At 63.4% G+C, this 16,649-nt stretch carries 16 protein-coding genes; 13 read left to right on the forward strand and 3 right to left on the reverse strand.

All coding sequences use genetic code 11. The annotated features are described in order from the left end of the window. The first annotated feature begins 58 nt into the window (after positions 1-58). From JLC71_RS01245 to JLC71_RS01280, 8 genes are all read left to right on the forward strand, one after another. Entirely contained in the window at positions 59-3,898 is a 3,840-nt protein-coding gene (locus JLC71_RS01245) for a YhdP family protein (RefSeq protein WP_200916878.1), read from the forward strand. Beyond that, positions 3,895-4,698, forward strand: a complete 804-nt coding sequence (locus JLC71_RS01250) for a carbon-nitrogen hydrolase family protein (RefSeq protein WP_200916879.1) — start codon at positions 3,895-3,897, stop codon at positions 4,696-4,698. Before JLC71_RS01245 ends, JLC71_RS01250 begins: the two co-directional genes overlap by 4 nt. Before the next feature lie 144 nt (positions 4,699-4,842). Continuing rightward, entirely contained in the window at positions 4,843-6,282 is a 1,440-nt protein-coding gene (gene tldD / locus JLC71_RS01255; RefSeq protein WP_200916880.1) for a metalloprotease TldD, read from the forward strand. Position 6,283: 1 nt separating this feature from the next. Beyond that, entirely contained in the window at positions 6,284-6,625 is a 342-nt protein-coding gene (locus JLC71_RS01260; protein ID WP_200916881.1) for a DUF3088 family protein, read from the forward strand. Positions 6,626-6,710: 85 nt separating this feature from the next. Next, positions 6,711-7,766, forward strand: coding sequence for an enoyl-CoA hydratase/isomerase family protein (locus tag JLC71_RS01265; RefSeq protein ID WP_200916882.1), 1,056 nt, complete (start codon positions 6,711-6,713; stop codon positions 7,764-7,766). Between the two features lie 109 nt (positions 7,767-7,875). Beyond that, a complete protein-coding gene (locus JLC71_RS01270) occupies positions 7,876-8,556 on the forward strand; it encodes a Bax inhibitor-1/YccA family protein (protein WP_200916883.1) in 681 nt (226 codons plus the stop codon). Positions 8,557-8,672: 116 nt separating this feature from the next. Continuing rightward, positions 8,673-10,976, forward strand: coding sequence for a PAS domain-containing sensor histidine kinase (locus JLC71_RS01275; RefSeq protein WP_200916884.1), 2,304 nt, complete (start codon positions 8,673-8,675; stop codon positions 10,974-10,976). Further along, positions 10,976-11,608, forward strand: a complete 633-nt coding sequence (locus tag JLC71_RS01280; protein ID WP_200916885.1) for a response regulator transcription factor — start codon at positions 10,976-10,978, stop codon at positions 11,606-11,608. Before JLC71_RS01275 ends, JLC71_RS01280 begins: the two co-directional genes overlap by 1 nt. An 85-nt stretch (positions 11,609-11,693) precedes the next feature. On the opposite strand, the gene JLC71_RS01285 is transcribed toward JLC71_RS01280, so the two are convergent. Next, entirely contained in the window at positions 11,694-12,059 is a 366-nt protein-coding gene (locus JLC71_RS01285) for a ComEA family DNA-binding protein (RefSeq protein WP_200916886.1), read from the reverse strand. A gap of 94 nt (positions 12,060-12,153) precedes the next feature. Here JLC71_RS01285 and hpnC point away from each other — a divergent pair, with 94 nt between their 5' ends. Then, positions 12,154-12,987, forward strand: a complete 834-nt coding sequence (gene hpnC / locus JLC71_RS01290) for a squalene synthase HpnC (RefSeq protein WP_200916887.1) — start codon at positions 12,154-12,156, stop codon at positions 12,985-12,987. A gap of 15 nt (positions 12,988-13,002) precedes the next feature. Next, on the forward strand, positions 13,003-13,599 hold the full coding sequence (locus tag JLC71_RS01295; protein ID WP_200916888.1) for a thermonuclease family protein: 597 nt from the start codon (positions 13,003-13,005) through the stop codon (positions 13,597-13,599). On the opposite strand, the gene lptM is transcribed toward JLC71_RS01295, so the two are convergent. Continuing rightward, positions 13,600-13,791, reverse strand: coding sequence for an LPS translocon maturation chaperone LptM (lptM, locus tag JLC71_RS01300; RefSeq protein ID WP_200916889.1), 192 nt, complete (start codon positions 13,789-13,791; stop codon positions 13,600-13,602). Positions 13,792-13,846: 55 nt separating this feature from the next. Between lptM and cyaY the strand changes: the two genes are divergently transcribed. The 3 genes from cyaY to JLC71_RS01315 are packed head-to-tail and all read left to right on the forward strand — an operon-like array spanning position 13,847 to position 16,102. Continuing rightward, on the forward strand, positions 13,847-14,161 hold the full coding sequence (cyaY, locus tag JLC71_RS01305) for an iron donor protein CyaY (RefSeq protein ID WP_200916890.1): 315 nt from the start codon (positions 13,847-13,849) through the stop codon (positions 14,159-14,161). Continuing rightward, complete coding sequence (locus JLC71_RS01310) at positions 14,161-14,568, forward strand: YqaA family protein (RefSeq protein ID WP_200916891.1); 408 nt, start codon at positions 14,161-14,163, stop codon at positions 14,566-14,568. Before cyaY ends, JLC71_RS01310 begins: the two co-directional genes overlap by 1 nt. A 16-nt stretch (positions 14,569-14,584) precedes the next feature. Continuing rightward, positions 14,585-16,102 carry a beta-barrel assembly-enhancing protease gene (locus JLC71_RS01315; RefSeq protein ID WP_200916892.1) on the forward strand — a complete coding sequence of 506 codons (1,518 nt, stop codon included), beginning with the start codon at positions 14,585-14,587 and terminating at the stop codon, positions 16,100-16,102. A 4-nt stretch (positions 16,103-16,106) separates the two neighbouring features. Here the strand turns inward: JLC71_RS01315 and JLC71_RS01320 are convergent, their stop codons facing one another. Then, the gene (locus JLC71_RS01320) at positions 16,107-16,550 is read right to left on the reverse strand and encodes a DUF1841 family protein (protein WP_200916893.1); all 444 of its coding nucleotides are present in this window, start codon (positions 16,548-16,550) and stop codon (positions 16,107-16,109) included. Positions 16,551-16,649 lie beyond the last annotated feature (99 nt).

Genomic DNA, 16,649 nt, shown 5'->3' on the forward strand with positions numbered 1-16,649 from the left:
GTTTCCCGCCTCTTTTCCGGTATCGGCCCGCCACGGCTGCCCGGTTAGGCGGCCGCGCGTGCTGAGCAGGCTCCCCGGCTGGCTGGTCCGCGTCGTTAAGCCGCTGTACCGGGTACTGCACTGGCATGGCCGCTTGTTGCTGTGGCTGGCGGGTATTGCCTTGGTGCTGCTGGCGCTGGTCGCGGCGGCCTGGCAGTTTTATTTCGTGCCGCGACTGGATGGCTTTCGGCCGCAAATCGTCGCGGCGCTCTCCAGCGCGAGCGGGGTGCCGCTGCAGCTGCAACATATCGCCGGCGGCTGGCGTGGCGGCCGGCCGCGGCTGACCATGGACGGCGTGAGCGTGCTCGACGCCACGGGCACGCCCGCGCTGCAGCTGGCCCGGCTTGATGTCGATCTGACCTGGTGGTCGCTGTTTGCCGGTGAGCTGCATTTCAAAAGCCTGCGGCTGGATGCGCCCAAGGTCGACTTGTCGCGCGACGCCGACGGCCATTTGCATCTGGGCAGCCTGGCGCTGCATACCAGCAAGGACGGCAGCGACAACCGCTTCGTCGACTGGTTGCTCGAGCAAGGCGAGGTCAAGCTCACCGGCGGCGAGCTGCTCTGGACCGATGCGCTCACGCAGACCGGGCCGCAACGTTTTACCGATGTGACCTTCATATTGAGCAACTGGTTGGGTCGTCACCAGGTCCGCCTGGCACTGACGCCGCCGGTTGCGCTGGCGAGCCCGTTGACGCTCACCGGCCGATTTACCGGCAAACGGCTGGCGCAATTGTCCGACTGGCGCGGATCACTCGATCTGCGTCTGGAACGGGCCGATCTTGCCGGGATCTGGGCGCAGATTCCGCAAGCGAAAAGACCGTTTCCGTCACTGGCCGGTCAGGCCGGCGGGCAGCTTTCCTTCGACTTCGCCTCGGGGCGGATTAGCGCGGCGCAAATGAGCGTCAAGGGACAGGACTGGTCGGCGCTGATCAACGACAAGCCGATGACACTGGCCCGTTTTGATGGCCGGCTGGCGTTCGAGCACAGCGCCAAGCTGCGCCGGCTGGATGTCACCATCGCCCGCGCCGATCGCCGTGAAGGTGTGCTATGCACCGGTTGTACGCTGAACTACAGCGAAATCGCCGGGCAGCAACACCGCCTGAGCGCCCGAAACTGGCAGCTCGAGACGCTATCGGCGTATTTGCCGATGCTGCCTGCATCGTGGGTGGAACGGCTGTCGTCGTTGCGCTTGGCCGGTGTACTCAAGGAAGGCGAGCTGGCATGGGGCGGCAAGCGAGATGCACCGGAGAAATACTCGGGGCGGCTGGTGTTGGCCGGGGCGACCGTGGCCGGGCTGGCCGATGTGCCGGGGATCTCCGGGGCCGACGTGTGGCTGCAGTTCGACGAAAACCGTGGTGATCTGCAGCTGACGAGCAAGAAGCTCGGCATCGATTGGGCCGCCGAATTCGCCGAGCCCCTCGTGTTCGACAAGGCCGTACTTGCCGCCAACTGGACCCGTGACGGCAAGGATTGGCGCTTCAAGCTGCCCAAGCTGGCGCTGGCCAATCCCGATATCGAGACGGATCTCAAGGCGACTTATCGCTACAGCGGCGAAGACGCCGGCGATCTGGATCTGAGCGGCACGATCGGCAGGCTGACCGCGCAGCGCGCCTATGCCTATCTGCCGCGCGCCGCTGGTGCCGATACGCTGGTGTGGCTCAAGCGGGCGCTCAAGGCGGGCGAGGGCATGGATGGCAAGGTCACCGTACGCGGGCCGCTGGCGCAATTTCCGTTCGATGGCGATAAAAACGGCATTTTCCAGATCACCGCGCTGGCGCGCGATGTGACGCTTGATTTTGCCGATGGCTGGCCGCCGATCACCGGTATCGACGGCGTGCTCGATTTTCACGGCAACCGCATGGAGATCCATGCCGATCGCGGCGCCCGAATACTCGGCGCGACGCTGGCGCCGGTGAAGGTGGTGATTGCCGATCTGGCGCATACGCCGCTGCTGCAAATCGACGGCGTTGCCGAAGGCAGCACCACCTCGTTTCTGGATTTCGTCAAACAGAGCCCGCTGCACGCACGCGCGGCGGCCTATGTCGATGGACTGAAAGCCGAGGGCAATGGGGTGCTGACGCTGAAACTCGGTGTGCCGCTGATCACTCCGGAGGCGACGCGAGTCGAAGGTCGTTATCGTTTCCGCGAAAACCGTCTCGATTTCGGCGCCGGGGTTCCCTTGCTGACCCGGGCCGGTGGCGAATTCGGTTTTACCGAAGATCGCTTCGATCTGCGCGATACCCGCGCGCAGGTCCTGGGTGGCGAGAGCGTCGTAGCGGGCGCCACCGGCAAGGATGGCAGACTGCACCTGCAACTGGATGGGCAGGTGCAACTCGCCGAGGTGGCGCGGCGTTATCTGGCACCGATCAGTGCAAGCATCAAGGGGCAGGTGCCATACCGCGGCCAGCTTGATCTGGGCGACGATGGCTACATGCTGGCGCTGCAATCGCCGCTGACACAGGCCGCGATTGACCTGCCGGCGCCACTGGGCAAGCGCGCCGGCGAGAACCGGTTGCTGCGGCTGTCGTTGGCGGGTGATCACGAGGGCAGCAAAATCGATTTCGGCTATGGCTATTTGCTGGCGGGCGCAGTGCGGCTGCCCGCCAATGCCGCAGCCAGTGGCCAGATCGTGCTTGGCGGCGGTAACGCGCCGGCACCGATCAAGCCGGGTTTTGTGGTCAGCGGTGTCTGGCCGGCGGTGGATGTACAAGCCTGGTCGCAAGTGGCGATGCGCGACGGTAGCGACAATGCGCCGCTGGCCCTGTCTGGCGATGTCGCCTTCGCCCGGCTCAGTGGCTGGGGACAGCAGCTGAATGAGGTGAAGATCAAATTCGGCGGCAGCGGCGCCAACTGGCGGGGCGAGGTCAACGCCCGTGAGGTGGCGGGCAAACTGGCGTGGGACGGGAGCGGGAACGGCAAGATCAACGCCCAGCTCGGCAGGTTGGCGTTACCGCTCAACGAGACTGCGGCAGTGGCGGCACAGCCGTCGGTGCAGACCGTGGCGAGCGGTGCACGCAAGCTGCCCGCGCTGGATATCACCGTCGGCGATCTGCGCTACAAGGCGCTGCAGCTGGGGCGGATGGCGATCGCGGCAACCCAGCAGGGGGATGAATGGCGACTCAACAAGGTCGAACTGGTTAATCCGGATCTGACCTTGTCGATGAACGGCATCTGGCGGCAGGGCGCCAACAATCATGTGGTCGGGCGCATTGACGCCAGCACGCCCAGCGCCGGCAATCTGCTCGGGCGGCTGGGCTATCCGGACACGGTCAGGCGTGCACCGGCAAAGTTCTCGGGTGAGCTGGGCTGGGAGGGTTCGCTGTTTCCGCCCGATCTCCACACACTGAAAGGCACGGTGACGCTTGATGTTGACGCTGGGCAGTTCGCCAAGATCGATCCGGGCGTCGCCCGCTTTTTGTCGGTGCTGAGCCTGCAGACGCTGTCGCGCCGGGTGCAGTTCGATTTCCGTGACGTGTTCTCCAGTGGTTTCGAGTTCGACGGGATCACCGGCCATGCGCAGATCGACAAGGGCATCGCCCGTACCGAGGATCTGATCATTGCCGGCCCGGCGGCGCAGGTGCTGTTCCGTGGCAATGCCAATTTTGTCGCCGGCACGCAAAACCTGCGTGTCCGCATCGTTCCGGTGATCGGTGATGCCGTTGCGATCGCGACCGGGATCATCAATCCGATCGCCGGGGTTGCAGCATTTTTGCTACAGCGCGTATTCAAAGACCCGCTCGGCCAGTTGGTTGCCTATGAATACGATATCACCGGCTCGATGAGCGATCCGCGCATTCAGCGGACACAGCAGAACTCCATTGAGCGGCTGCATAACGTGGAACAGGGGATGAGGCGATGAAAAGCATCAATGCAGCGGCGATCCAGATGGTCTCCACGCCGGATGTGGCCGAAAACCTCAAGACCGCGGCCGGGCTGATTGATACGGCCGTGGCGGCCGGTGCCAAGCTGGTGGTGTTGCCCGAGTATTTCGCCATCATGGGCCAGAAGGACACCGATAAACTGGCGGTGGCCGAAGCGTTCGGCGCCGGGCTGATTCAGGATTTTCTCGCCGCTCAGGCCGATCGTCACGGCATCTGGCTGGTTGGCGGTACCGTGCCGCTGGCCGCGCCAGGCGCCAGGCGGGTGCGCAATGCCAGCCTGGTGTTCGATCCGGCCGGCGTTTGCGTCGGCCGCTATGACAAGATCCACCTGTTCGGTTTCGACAATGGCAGCGAACGTTATGCCGAGGCCGACACCATCGAGGCGGGCGAAACACCGCTGGTGATCGATACCCCATTCGGCCGGCTCGGCATCGCCGTCTGCTACGACCTGCGTTTTCCCGAGCTGTTTCGCCATGCCGGCGAGGTCGATATCTGGGTGCTACCGGCGGCATTCACCGCGACCACCGGTCGCGCGCACTGGGAGACGCTGCTGCGCGCTCGAGCGATCGAGAACCAGTGCTTTATGGTGGCCTCCGGTCAGGGCGGGCGGCATCCGACCGGGCGGGAAACCTGGGGGCACAGCATGGTCGTCGATCCCTGGGGTCAGGTGCTGGCATGCCATGAGATTGGCCCCGGTCTGGCCTGTGCCGAATTGAAAGCGAGTCAGCTCGATCGCGTGCGCAAAGTGCTGCCGGCGCTGGCGCACCGCAGGTTCTAATACCGCTTCCCCGGCTTTCAGTGCGACCGGTGCAAGCTTGCAGTACCGGGGAGCCGGGATAAGCCCGACAGCAAGCGGCATCGTCGCCTTGCTTTGAAGCAGCGCTTGACGGATGCTTGAGCCCTTTTTTGCAGGTGACGCCCCATGACCGCGCTCCAGACTGCCCACAGCACGCTGCTCACGCCGTTCAATCTTGACGACGCCCGGCTGGATCAGGTGTTTGGCGCCCTGATGAACCATGATCTTGACTATGCCGATCTTTATTTCCAGTACAGCCGCGCCGAGGCGTGGAGTCTGGACGAGGGCATCGTCAAATCCGGCAGCTTCCACATCGATCAGGGCGTGGGGGTACGGGCGATATCCGGTGAAAAAACCGCGTTCGCCTACTCGGATGATATCGGCCTGCAGCCGCTGCTCGATGCCGCTGGCGCCACCCGCGCGATCGGCCGTCAAGGTGGCAATGGCGTCGCGGTTCGCAGCAACGGCGTCACCACGGGTCACGTCTTGTATCGGCCGGTCGATCCCTTGGCGAGCTTGAACGAGGCGGCCAAGGTCGCCTTGCTGGAAAAACTCGAACGGATCGCCCGCGCGCTTGATCCGCGGGTGGTGCAGGTGATGGCTAGCTTGGCATCCGAATACGAAGTGATCTACGTTGCGCGTCACGATGGCCACCGCGCCGCCGATGTGCGCCCGCTGGTGCGGCTGGGCATACAAGTCATCGTCGAGCAGGACGGCAAGCGCGAGCAGGGCAGCGCTGGCGGTGGCGGTCGTTTCGATTACGCGCATTTCGATGAGGCGATGCTTGAAGACTACGCCAGAAAGGCGGTCGCCCAAGCCTTGCTCAACCTCGATGCCCGCCCGGCACCGGCCGGCGAAATGACCGTCGTGCTCGGCAACGGTTGGCCCGGCATCCTGCTGCACGAGGCGATTGGTCACGGGCTGGAAGGCGACTTCAACCGCAAGGGCAGCTCGGCGTTTTCGGGCAAGATCGGCCAGCGCGTCGCCAGTGCCGGCGTCACGGTGGTCGACGATGGCACCATTCCCGATCGCCGCGGCTCGCTCAATATCGACGACGAAGGCAACCCGACCAGCCGTACCGTGCTGATCGAAGACGGCATCCTCAAGGGTTATATGCAGGACAGCCTGAATGCGCGGCTGATGGGCATGCCGCTGACCGGCAACGGCCGGCGCGAAAGCTACGCCCACCTGCCGATGCCGCGGATGACCAATACCCTCATGCTCGGCGGCGACCGCGATCCGGCGGAGATTCTCGCCTCGGTCAAGCGCGGTCTGTACGCGGCGAATTTCGGCGGCGGCCAGGTCGACATCACCAGCGGCAAGTTCGTGTTCTCGGCCGCCGAGGCGTGGTATGTCGAAGACGGCAAGCTGCTGTATCCGGTCAAGGGCGCGACGCTGATCGGCAACGGCCCGGATGTGCTGACGCGGGTGTCGATGATTGGCAACGACATGGCGCTCGACCCCGGTGTCGGTACTTGCGGCAAGGAAGGCCAGAGCGTACCGGTCGGTGTCGGCCAGCCGACCTTGCGCATCGACGGCGGTCTGACCGTCGGCGGGACGGGCTGAGATGGGCGATACGCTTTATCTGCTCACGCCGGGCTATACCGTCGATGACCACGGCCCGCACTTCTGCGCCGACTGCGCCACGGTGGAAGGCTTTCTGGCCTACTACCCGCAAGTCACCGAGGGTTTGAAGATCGAGCGGATCGGGTTTACCCGGCCGCGCCCCGAACTCGTCAGCCTGCTTGGCAAGGATCATCAGGGCTGCCCGGTGTTGGTGCTGGCGGCGGAGAGCCAGCTCACCGCCGAGCTACCGGTGCAGGTGGCAAACGGTCAGCGTTTTCTCGACGAGCCCAAGGCGATCCTGCGCTATCTGGGGCACAAGTATGGCGTGGGCACGCCGTCCTGATCCAGCAGCGACCTTGCGGACATTCCGGATGCGGAAAACCATGACGGCAGCGTAGGCTGCCGTTGTCATTTTCGTGGAGCAGGGCATGGTTCGCTTTGGCAGCATTCGCGCCGGTAACGGCGCGCTTGTCGGTACGCTGACGCTGGATGCACCGGCAAGGCTGAATGCGCAGACGCTGGCGATGGTCGATGCCATGTTGGCGCAACTCGATGCGTGGCAGGCTGATCCGGAAATTGTCGCCGTGCTGATCGCTGGCGCCGGTGAACGGGCATTTTGCGCCGGCGGCGATATCCGCGTGCTCTACGACGCCATGATCACCCCGGGTCATCTTGAGCGTGGCGATGATTTTTTTAGCCGCGAATACCTGCTGTGTCACCGCATCCGTACGTTCACCAAACCGGTCATTGCTTGGGGACAGGGGGCGATCATGGGCGGCGGCTGGGGCCTGTTCTCGGCGGCCAGCCATCGTCTGGTCACCGGTTCTGCGCAACTGGCGATGCCCGAGGTAGTGATCGGCCTGTTCCCTGACGTGGGTGCCAGCCGCTGGCTGCATGCGCTGCCCGATGGCCTGGGGCGCTTTCTGGCGCTGACCGGCAGTCGTATCAATGCCGCGGATGCGCTCGCCAGCGGCGCGGCGCACGGCCTGGTCGACGATCACGCCTTGGCCGAACTCGAAACGGCCTTGCGCCGAATGCACTGGCAGGGTGAGCGCCATCACGATGATGAAGCACTGGCTGGCGTGATCGTCGATTTCGCTCGTCATCATCCGGGGCGGGCACCGCCATCCTTGTGGTTGCCCGAGCGCCATCATGTTGAGGATATCGTCGGCGGCGATGATCTGCCTGATGTGGCTGCGCGACTGCGCGCGAGCGGCAGGGGCGAAGGCTGGCTGGCGCAGGGTTGCGCGATGCATGCCGCTGGCTCGCCGACCTCGACCGTGCTGATCTGGCATCTTGCCGCGCTGGCACGGCGGATCGACGCCGACGCGCTGCTGGCGCTGGAAACCCGCACCGCGCATTTTTGCCTGCGCCACGGTGACTTCCGCGAAGGCGTGCGTGCCAAGCTGGTCGATCGCGACGGCGCGCCGCGCTGGCAGCCGGCGCAGCTTGTCGCGGCGATGGAACAGCCGCTGCCCTTCTAGAACGTTGCTGCGTACAATTGCCGCCTTGATCGGCGCTTGAAACTTTTTGTGCTAGCGTCCATCTTATCGTTGCGGGATGCCCGCACATCAATATCTCTGGAGAGACACAATGCAACTCAACACCGCCCGTTACGGCGGCGAATCGCTCGCCGTTGAGCGTAACCGAGTCCTGCGCAATACCTATTTCCTTTTGGCCCTGTCGATGCTGCCAACGGCCGCCGGCGCGCTCCTGGGCATTTCGATGCAGTTCGCGATCTCGCCGATGATGGGCGTGATCCTGTTCCTTGGCGTGAGCTTTGGCGCATTCTTCGCGATCGAAAAAACCAAGAACAGCGGCATGGGCGTGATCCTGCTGCTGGCCTATACCGGCTTCATGGGCCTGTGGCTGTCGCAGATTCTGCAAGTGGCGTTGCGCTTCTCCAACGGCGCGCAGATGATCGGCACCGCCGCAGTCGGCACTGCCGCGATCTTCTTCACGCTGTCGGCGATCGCCACGGTGACCAAGAAAGATTTCAGCTTCATGGGCAAGTTCATGATGATCGGTCTTGTCATTCTGATTCTGGCCTCGCTCGGCAATATGTTCTTCCAGATCCCGGCCTTGTCGCTGGCGATCTCGGCCGTGGCGGTGCTGATCTTCTCGGCCTTCATCCTGATCGATACCAGCCGGATCGTGAACGGTGGTGAAACCAACTATGTGACCGCTACGCTGCAGCTTTATCTGAACATCTACAACCTGTTCATCAGCCTGCTGAACATCCTGATGGCGTTCTCGGGTAACAACCGCAACTGATTGCGGCGTTTTACAGAGAACAACGGCGCCTCCTGAACGGGGCGCCGTTGTTTTTTTATGTGTCGCGGGTTTGGCCCTATGGGGGCGAACCAGCCGGCAGGCTATGCTTGGGTGTGATGCAATCCTTCCAACAACGTTATCGCGGCCAATGGCCGTGGATTCTGGCTTATCTGGCGATTGGCCTGACGCTGGTCGTACTGCTTGGCTACGCCGCGTACGATGCCCGCCAGATGCAGCAAAGCCGCGACAGCACGCTGGCGCAGGATCTGCTCTGGCAGGAACAGGCGATCCGGCTACACCTGCAGACCAACCAGAACGTCATCGAAAATCTCGCCTACAGCCTCGCCGCCGGCGCCATTCGTCCCGCCGATTTTTCCGCGCGTGCCGATGCGCTGATGAAGGCCAATCCGGAAATCGTCGCCGTTGAATACATCAGTCGCGAGGGTAAACGGCTGGGCGGCTTGCCGGTCTATAGCGATCGCCCCAATAGCCTGGCGCCGCTCAACGATCCGGCGCTGATCGATGCGCTCGACGGAGGGGCATCGCTGGGGCGGCCGGTGTATTCAACGGTGATCTACCGCAACATTCCGCAGATCGTGCTGGTGGTGCCGTATTTCCGCAGTACGGTTTACGAGGGCGCGGTACTGGCGAGCTATTCGCTGCCGCAACTGATGCAGTTGCAGGTGCCGTGGTGGATGGTCCAGCGCTACGATCTGGTGCTGCTCGACCCAACCGGGCAGGCGCTGGTGCCGGCCGATTACACGGTATCGCCAGGCCGCTTGAGCAGGGAAGTCAGCTTCGAGCCGCTGGGTAACGGACTCAAATTGCGCGCCAGCGTGCGCAGCGAGCCTGAGCCCGCGCGGCGGCAACTGGCGCTGCTTGTCGCCAGTGTCGTGCTGCTGCTGGCCTTGCTGCTGTGGGCGCTGACCCTGGTGAAAAAGCGCATGGCCGAGCGCCAGCGCGCCGAAGATGCCTTGCGTGACGAGATTGGCTTTCGCGCGGCGATGGAAGATTCGTTGACCACCGGCCTGCTCGCGATCGGGCGTGAAGGTGAGCTGATCTACGTGAATCCGGGCTTTTGTCAGCTCGTAGGCTGGCGCGCCGACGAACTCGTTGGCTTGATGCCGCCGCTGCCGTTCTGGCCCCCCGAGCGCTTATCCCACTGCGCGAGCGCATTCCAGGCGATCCGGACGGGAAACGCGCCATCCGGCGGGATGCAGCTGCGCTTCATGCGCCGCAATGGCGAGCGGTTTGATGTCAGCCTGTATGCCTCGCGGCTGGTCGACGGTCGGGGTGAGCATCGTGGCTGGATGGCATCACTCTATGACGTGACCGATATCCGCCGCGAACGCGAAGCGCTGGCGACCTCGCGCATGCAGCTCAGAACCGTGCTTGAAGGGCTGGATGCGTCAGTGTCGGTCACCGATGCGCGCACCGGTGCGCTGCTGTACCGCAATCGGGGGCATGCCCGCAGCTTTGTCCTGCGAACGGACGCCGAATGCTGTCTGGTGCCGTTGGGTGCATGGCCGCCGAGTGAGGTGCAGGTTGAGGAGTGCCTGGAGCCGGCCAGCGGGCGCTGGTTCGCGATACAGCGGCGCGCGCTGGATTGGGTCGATGGCCGGCCGGTGTGGCTGGAGATTGCGACGGACATTACCGAGCGCCGGCAGGCGGCCGAAGATGCGCGTCAGCGCGATGAGCGCTTGCAACACACCGCGCGGCTGGTCAGCATGGGCGAGATGGCGTCGAGCCTGGCGCACGAACTCAACCAGCCTCTGGCGGCGATTGCCGGTTATGCCGCTGCGGGCGACAACCTCCTGCAGATCGAGCCGCCGGCCCTGAATCGCGCGCGCGAAACGCTGGGCAAGATCGGCGATCAGGCGGCGCGTGCCGGCCAGATCATTCGCGGTATCCGCAATTTCGTTGCCAAGCGCGCGCCGCGTGAGGAGGACTGCCGTATCGAGACCTTGCTGGCCGTGCCGATGGAGCTACTGGCCCCGCTGGCGCGCAAGGCGCAAGTGCAGATCATCCTCGACGTTCCGGACGGCTTGCCCGGCTTTCGCGGTGATGGCGTCATGCTCGAACAAGTGCTCTTCAATCTGATGAAGAACGGCATCGAAGCGATGGCGGCCTTGCCGGCCGCGCCGCGCCGCCTGACCGTGAGTGCGGCTGTGGTTGATGCCGCGCTGGAAGTGAGCGTCAGCGACGAAGGTGCCGGCTTCAGCAGGCCAAACAAGCTGTTTCAACCTTTTTTCAGCACCAAACCCGACGGCATGGGCATGGGGCTGAATATTTGCCGCTCGGTGATGGAACAGCACCGGGGGCATCTGCGTGTGGAAAATCCACCGGAGGGAGGCTGCCGTTTTGTCTGCCGCCTGCCCCTGAGCGATACCAAAACCGAAATCACCGAGGAGAACGCCTGATGCGTCCGATTGCCATCGTCGATGACGACATCGCCGTGCGCGATGCCTTGTCGCTGTTGTTTGAAACCCGCGAGTGGCCGAGTGCCGGTTTTGAGTCGGCCGAGCATTTTCTTTCCGCCGCCAATGTCGCCGACTATGCCTGCCTGATTGTCGATGTGCGCATGACCGGCATGACCGGGCTGGAGCTGTTTGCCGCCCTGCAGAATGCACCTTATCTGCCGCCGGTGATTTTTCTGACCGGCCACGGTGACGTGCCGATGGCGGTGTCGGCTGTGAAGGATGGCGCGAGCGACTTTCTCGAAAAACCCTATGACCACAAGGTGCTGCTGGCCAAGGTCGAGGAATACCTGCAGAGCGATGTTACCGCCCGCAGCAACTGGGAAACGCGGCAGACACTGACCGAAAGGCTCGACAATCTGACCCCGCGAGAACGTGATGTACTGCGCGAATTGCTTGCCGGCAAGCTCAACAAGCAAATCGCCGATGCACTCAGTATCAGCATCAAGACGGTGGAAGTTCACCGCGCCCGCATTTACGCGAAGCTGAGAGTGCGCTCGGCCGTCGAGCTGGCCGCCCAGCTCAAGGCGGTGCCGATTGCCGATATCGTCGGTGGGCCGGCGCACGATGCTTAGGCAACGCCGCGCCGCCGGCAGGGCGGTTCCGGCAGTTTAAAAAGAAACGGCGCCCCGTGGGGCGCCGTTGTCTTGAGCGAGTGGCTTATTTCTTTGCCGGTGCGCTGGCCTTGGTCTTTGGCTCCTTGACCTTTGCATCCTTGGCGCCGGATGCAACCGCCTTCGGCGCTTTGGTCGTAGCTGCCGGCGCGGCAACCTTGCCGCCCACGCTGACCTCGCCCTTGATCTTGTTGAAGGTGCCTTCCTTGATGCCCGGCACTTTCATGATGTCTTCCGGCGATTTGAATGCGCCGTTCTTGTTGCGGTAATCAACGATGGCCTTGGCCTTGGTCGGGCCGATGCCATTGAGGCCTTCGAGTTGCTGCTCGGTGGCGGTGTTAAGATCTACGGCGGCAAAAACCGACGCGCACAGCAGGAACATGCCGACAAATGCAGCGAGCCATTTTTTCATTGCCTTCTCTCCCTTGAGTGGTCAGGTGGGTCATCCCACTCGCTGACTATAGCACGGCAAAACCACACAATTTGTCAGTTTGGATTCAGTATCAATGATTAACGTGACGCCACAACAGTCGGTTGAACATTACGAAAACTTTCCGGTAGGCTCGATCCTGTTGCCGCGGCGGTATCGCAAGGCGGTTGCGGCGGTGTACCACTTTGCCCGCCACGCTGACGACCTCGCCGACGAGGGCAACGCCAGCCCGGACGAGCGTTTGGCGGCACTGGCTGCCTGCAGCGCCGAGCTGCGCCGGGTCGACGCCGGCCAGCAGCCGGAAACCGCGCGCTATCAGGCCCTGGCAACGGTGATCTACCAGTACGGCGTACCGGTGACGCTGTGCGAGGATCTGCTGTCGGCCTTTCGCCAGGATGTGACGCAAAGCCGCTATGCCGATTTTGGCGAGCTGGTGCAGTACTGCCGTCGTTCGGCCAACCCGGTCGGGCGGATTTTGCTGCATATTTTCGGCGAGGTGAATCCGCGCTATCTGGCGATGTCGGACGGCATCTGCACTGCACTGCAACTGGTGAATTTCTGGCAGGACGCCGCCATCGACTGGACCAAGGATCGCGTGTATCTGCCACAGGACGAGCTGGTGCGTTTCGGCGTGAGCGAGTCGCAGATTGCCGCCGGTGAGGTCAATCCGGCATGGCAGCGGCTGATGCGCTTTCAAGTCGATCGTACCCGCCGCATGCTCAAGGCCGGTGCGCCGCTGGCCAGTGCCTTGCCGGGGCGGGTTGGCTTCGAGCTGCGCCTGACGGTGCTGGGGGCGGCGGCTATTCTCGACAAGCTCGATGCCTGCGGCTACGACGTCTTCCATCGCAGGCCAACACTGGGCAAGGGTGACTGGCCGCGACTGCTGTGGCGCGCATGGCGGCGCAAGTAGACGGGCGACGACGCGATGGCGAAACGAATTACCCAAAAAGATATCCGCGCGGTGACAACGCTGTTCACCGCGCGTTCGTGGGCGACGCGCGTCAGTGCCATCGTCGTACTGGCGCTGGCGGCGTGGGCATGGTGGAGCGAAAGTCGTGCCTCGCCGGGGATGCTGGCGGCGGGGTATGAGGTGAGCGGCACCGTTGTCGGCGTGGCCGACGGTGACACGATCACCGTGCTCGATGCCGATCGGCGCCAGTACAAGCTGCGGCTGGCGTTTATCGATGCGCCGGAGAAAGCCCAGCCTTTCGGCGCCGTGGCCAAGCAGCATCTGTCCGACCTGATTTATCGCAAGACCGTGACGGCCGAAGTGATCGACGTCGATCGCTATCAGCGCGGCGTGGCGTTGATCCGGCTCGATGGCGTGGATATCAACTATGCGCAGGTGAAGGCCGGCTTGGCGTGGCATTACACCCGCTATGCCGACAAACAGGCGCGCGATGATTTTGCCGCCTACGACGCGGCGCTACAGGCGGCGCGCGAAGGGCGCCTTGGCCTGTGGCAGCAGCACGGTGCCGAGCCGCCGTGGGATTTTCGCCGCGAACAACGCGCGGCGCGTTGATTACTGGCTGGCCGGTTCGCTGGCGACCGCACTGGCCGGCGCTGACGCGGCGGCACTGGCTTCGGCAGCCTTGCGCTTGTTCATTTCGGCGCGGGTTTCCGGCGCCTTCCAGCCGGGTGGCGGCAGATAGAGCGGGCCTTTGAAGCCGCAGGCGGCAAGCAGCAGGACGAGAAGCGGAGCAAGTGCGCGCATGGGGTGCTTTGGTGGCAAAATCGCTATCTTAACCGACTTGCCGACTCCCCAAGCCATGACCGAATCCGAATTCCTCACCCAGACCGACCGTATCTTCAGCCAGATCGAACTGGCGCTGGACGACGTTGATTTTGACGTCGATGCACTCCGTACCGGCAATGTACTGGAGGTGGAGTTCGATGATGGCAGCAAGGTCATTGTCAATCGCCACGTTTTCAATCAGGAAGTATGGATTGCCGCGCGCAGCGGCGGTTACCACTATCGTTATGATGGTCAGCGCTGGATGAATACCCGCGGCGAAGGCGAGTTTTTCGCCGATCTGGCCGCCGCGATCAGCCTGCACGCGGGCGAGGCGTTCGCGTTTCATTGATGGACGGTTGGTGGCTACCCGGCCTGTTCGCGTCGGCTTTCCTGTCGGCGACACTATTGCCGGGGAACTCCGAAGCCGCGCTGGCGGCCTATCTGTATCAGGCGCCGCAGCACTGGCTGCTGGCGGTGCTGATCGCCACGCTCGGCAACAGCCTTGGCGGGGTGGTGACCGTCTGGATGGGGCGCCGTCTGCCGCGAAAAGAGTTGCCGGCACGTGCCGCCTGGCTCAAACGCTGGGGGCCGCTGGCTCTGGTCTTGAGTTGGGTGCCGGTCGCCGGTGACGCACTGTGTGCTGGCGCGGGCTGGTTGCGCTGGCCGTGGCGGCAAGTGTTGCCGTGGCTGGTGATCGGCAAGCTGTTGCGCTACCTTGCCCTTGTTCCTCTGGTCCGTGCTGCGACGGGCCACTGACCCCGGAGTCCTCTGCTTGGCTTTTCGCTTTGTCAAACCGTCAGCCAGACACGCGCTGATCGCCGTACTGGCGCTGTCGCTGGCTGCGCCCGGCTGGGCGGACATCAACTACAGCGATCTGCCCGATCTGGGCGCCGCCTCGCGCGAGGGCATGTCGCCGACGCAGGAGCGCGAACTCGGGGAGGGCGCGATCCGCGAAATCCGCCGCAGTGGCGCGCTGAGCGACGACCCGGAAGTGAACGAATATATCCGGCGCATCGGCGGCAAGCTGGTCGATGCGAGCGGCGACATCAGCACCTCGTTCAGCTTTTATGTGCTGATCGATAAAACGGTGAACGCCTTTGCCATGCCTGGCGGTTTCATCGTGATCCACAGCGGTCTTCTGGCGGCAACGCAGAGTGAATCCGAGCTCGCCAGCGTGATGGCACATGAAATCGCCCATATCACCCAGCACCACATTGCCCGGATGGTCGACTCGCAGCGCATGACGCCGTGGATGCTGCTCGGTGCGCTTGGGCTGGCAATCATCGCCGCCAAGGCCGGCAATAGCGGTGCGGGGATGGCGGCAGTGGTTGGCAGCCAGGGCTATGCGATCCAGCGTCAGCTCGATTTTACCTACGCCTTTGAGCAGGAGGCCGACCGAATCGGCATGCAGACCATGCAGAAATCCGGGCTTGATCCGGCTGCGATGCCGCTGTTCTTCCAGCGACTGCAAAAGGAAAACCGCTTGGTCGAGGGCGGGGCGCCCGAGTTTCTGCGCACCCATCCGGTTACCTATAAACGGATCGCCGATGCCCAGGCCCGGCTCAAAGGCGGCAGCTACAAGCAGTACCCGGATTCGACCGATTACCGCTTCGTGCGCGAGAAACTGCGCATCTTGCAGATGGCGCCCAAGGAGGCCGTCAGCCTTTACGGCAAGACGCTGGCGCAAAAGCGGTACGCCCACCTGCCGATGCAACTCTACGGCTACGCTTTTGCGCAGTGGCGTGATGGTGCGTTCGATGCCGCATGGCAAACGCTCGCCGATGCGCGCAGTGCCTATGGCAGCGATCACCCGGCGCTGGATTATCTGGCGGGACAGATCCGCCTGTCGCAGCAGAAATACGATGCCGCGCTGGCGCTGTTCCGCGATGCCGGGCAGCACTTTCCGTCGAGCCGCGCCTTGCTGTACGGCGAGGCCGATACATTGATCGCCGCCGGGCGTTACGACGATGCACTGGTACGCATTCATTCGGCGCAGGAGCTGTATGCCAGCGACGCCAATCTGTATCAGCGTGAGGCCAGGGCGTACGCGGGTAAGGGCGAGATGCAGCGGCAGTACAAGGCGCAAGCCGAGTATTACGTGCGGCTACTGGAATATGGCCCGGCGATCGAGCAACTGCAGCTGGCACAGCGCCAGCCGGGCAATGATTTCTACCTGCAATCCGAAATCGATGCCCGCTTGCTGGATGTGATGGCGCTGGCCGGGCGCAGCGACAAGAGGGGCGACGGTAGCAAGCTGGATGCATCCACGCCCGTCGCCGCCAAGCTGTAGCGCTTTAGTGTTTGCCGCCGAACTGGCGCACCTTGGTGCGCAGGATGTCCAGATAGATCGCCGGATCTGGTGCCGACTGATTGCGCTGGGCGTGCCAGATCATCTCGCCCAAACCATCCATCATCTGATGTTGCGCCGAATGTTCGTCGCCACAGGCCTGACATAGCGCCGCGTATTGCGCTTTCACGCCCAGCGGTTGGTCGATTGATAGCTGTTCCTCGATGGCCAGATGCATCGAGAGATGTAAAAAGGGGTTGGTTTCGCCCACTTCGGGCGGCCAGTCGCGGTCGAGGTAATCCTCGCTCAGATAGCGGTGATATTCGGGGTGGCGCAACAGCACGGCGACGACGATTTTCTCCAGATCGGCCAGTGGTGCGCTGGCCGCGTGCTTTTGCCAGCACTGGATGAAAAAGCGTCGCGCCTCGTCGCGCGATGGGTTGAACAACATTGTAAAAACTCCAGCAAAAATCGGTCTGCAAGCTGTTGCTTCGATCGGCATGACGCTGTCTTGCGTGTCGATCCATCATGTACATTGCAATTGTCTCCC

Source organism: Jeongeupia sp. HS-3 (assembly GCF_015140455.1).
In the GTDB taxonomy this organism is placed as follows: Bacteria; Pseudomonadota; Gammaproteobacteria; order Burkholderiales; family Chitinibacteraceae; genus Jeongeupia.

Coding starts and splice junctions, on each gene's coding strand:
- JLC71_RS01270 (WP_200916883.1), top strand. CDS start 7,876: ATGCAACTCAACACCGCCCGTTACGGCGGCGAATCGCTCGCCGTTGAG.
- JLC71_RS01285 (WP_200916886.1), bottom strand. CDS start 12,059: ATGAAAAAATGGCTCGCTGCATTTGTCGGCATGTTCCTGCTGTGCGCG.
- lptM (WP_200916889.1), bottom strand. CDS start 13,791: ATGCGCGCACTTGCTCCGCTTCTCGTCCTGCTGCTTGCCGCCTGCGGC.
- cyaY (WP_200916890.1), top strand. CDS start 13,847: ATGACCGAATCCGAATTCCTCACCCAGACCGACCGTATCTTCAGCCAG.
- hpnC (WP_200916887.1), top strand. CDS start 12,154: ATGATTAACGTGACGCCACAACAGTCGGTTGAACATTACGAAAACTTT.
- JLC71_RS01295 (WP_200916888.1), top strand. CDS start 13,003: ATGGCGAAACGAATTACCCAAAAAGATATCCGCGCGGTGACAACGCTG.
- JLC71_RS01265 (WP_200916882.1), top strand. CDS start 6,711: ATGGTTCGCTTTGGCAGCATTCGCGCCGGTAACGGCGCGCTTGTCGGT.
- JLC71_RS01275 (WP_200916884.1), top strand. CDS start 8,673: ATGCAATCCTTCCAACAACGTTATCGCGGCCAATGGCCGTGGATTCTG.
- tldD (WP_200916880.1), top strand. CDS start 4,843: ATGACCGCGCTCCAGACTGCCCACAGCACGCTGCTCACGCCGTTCAAT.
- JLC71_RS01310 (WP_200916891.1), top strand. CDS start 14,161: ATGGACGGTTGGTGGCTACCCGGCCTGTTCGCGTCGGCTTTCCTGTCG.
- JLC71_RS01320 (WP_200916893.1), bottom strand. CDS start 16,550: ATGTTGTTCAACCCATCGCGCGACGAGGCGCGACGCTTTTTCATCCAG.
- JLC71_RS01250 (WP_200916879.1), top strand. CDS start 3,895: ATGAAAAGCATCAATGCAGCGGCGATCCAGATGGTCTCCACGCCGGAT.
- JLC71_RS01260 (WP_200916881.1), top strand. CDS start 6,284: ATGGGCGATACGCTTTATCTGCTCACGCCGGGCTATACCGTCGATGAC.
- JLC71_RS01280 (WP_200916885.1), top strand. CDS start 10,976: ATGCGTCCGATTGCCATCGTCGATGACGACATCGCCGTGCGCGATGCC.